Origin of the sequence: Mesorhizobium sp. M7A.F.Ca.ET.027.02.1.1 (genome assembly GCF_004022985.1) — a bacterium.
Classification (GTDB): domain Bacteria; phylum Pseudomonadota; class Alphaproteobacteria; order Rhizobiales; family Rhizobiaceae; genus Mesorhizobium.
In genome coordinates this window covers 1-1,102 of sequence record NZ_RZOL01000793.1, presented here as the reverse complement: position 1 = coordinate 1,102, position 1,102 = coordinate 1, and the positions used below count along the sequence as shown (strand labels likewise).

General features: G+C 67.5%; 1 protein-coding gene and 1 pseudogene. Both read right to left on the bottom strand.

Features of this window, described 5'->3' with window-relative positions:
• Positions 1 to 578: 578 nt before the first annotated feature.
• Positions 579 to 914, bottom strand: coding sequence for a hypothetical protein (locus EN749_RS36195; protein ID WP_128365013.1), 336 nt, complete (start codon positions 912 to 914; stop codon positions 579 to 581).
• Positions 911 to 1,102: pseudogene (locus EN749_RS36190) on the bottom strand (hypothetical protein); the annotation flags it as partial. The pseudogene EN749_RS36190 and the gene EN749_RS36195, both read right to left, overlap by 4 nt.

Genomic DNA, 1,102 nt, shown 5'->3' with positions numbered 1-1,102 from the left:
AGGGAGCATTGTGCGGCATCGGGGCAGGCGAGCCGGACCATCTGGATTGTGGTGCCCTTGCGGAGCGGGACGACGCGGGCGCTGGAGCGGGAACTGGCGGTTTTCTTGGTCATGGCATGTTCCTTCTTCGGTTTCCCGAAGCTCGGACCGGCCCGTGCCGGCCCTCCCTCGGGCGCGGACCGACAGAACCGGTGGTATGACGGGCGCTTCAGGGTCCGGGCGAACCGAGGCGAGCATGGTAGGTTTGCGGCCAAGCAGGGCGCCCTTCAGCCCTCGCGCAGGACGCAGGCCTGCCATGTCGAGACCGGTTCGATCCGGCCGCCCCGCGGCGCGGAACGCGGCCTTGAAGCGAACGGCCGCCGGTTCAGGACCGCCTAAAGCCCGAGGGAGGACCGGCACGGGACCTCGATTTCGACATGGGAACCGAAGGACAGGCGGTCATGACCATCTGCGCCAATTCCCGGTGTCGATCCTGCCGTATCGCTGCCGCGACCACCATAATCACGATGGTCGCACGTGTGCGTGCCGCATGCGGCATCATCGACACCGGCCCACCTGTCGCTTGGACAGCGGCGTCGCTAGACCTGCTCGCTCATATCAGCGGCTTCGCCCTGCCGGTCGAGGAATCTGGTGATCGCCTGCTCCTGCCGTGCGAGCTTGCGCGACAATGCGTCGATCTCCGGCTGGCGCTCTGCGGTCAGGGCTGCGAGCTGGGATCGATAACGCTCGAGGAACGCGCTGGGATCGGTTGCCTTGCCGCGTCGATAGTGCGTCCGGCGTGGGAGCAGGCCGGGGATCAGCGCGGTCATGCGGCGCGTGATCTGCCGGTCCACCATGTCCAACTGACGCTGCGTTTGCCGGCGCGCCTCCTCCATGCGGGACAGCTGACGGCGCAGCTCGGGCGCGAGAGTCATGGCGACCCTCTCCCCCGCCAGCCAATGAAGCTCGACGGACCGGCATAGACGGGATGACGATCCGGATCGATGACGAAGCCGAACCGGCCGATCTCGTATTCGCCGGCGGGGACGAGGAAGCGACGTTCCTCGGTGCCGGGGCCGCGTTTGCCACCGGGCGTGGCGACGCACTCGACGAACCCTTTCTG

Bases quoted from the DNA above. Each gene is read 5' to 3' on its own strand.
- EN749_RS36195 (WP_128365013.1), bottom strand. From the start codon at position 914: ATGACTCTCGCGCCCGAGCTGCGCCGTCAGCTGTCCCGCATGGAGGAG.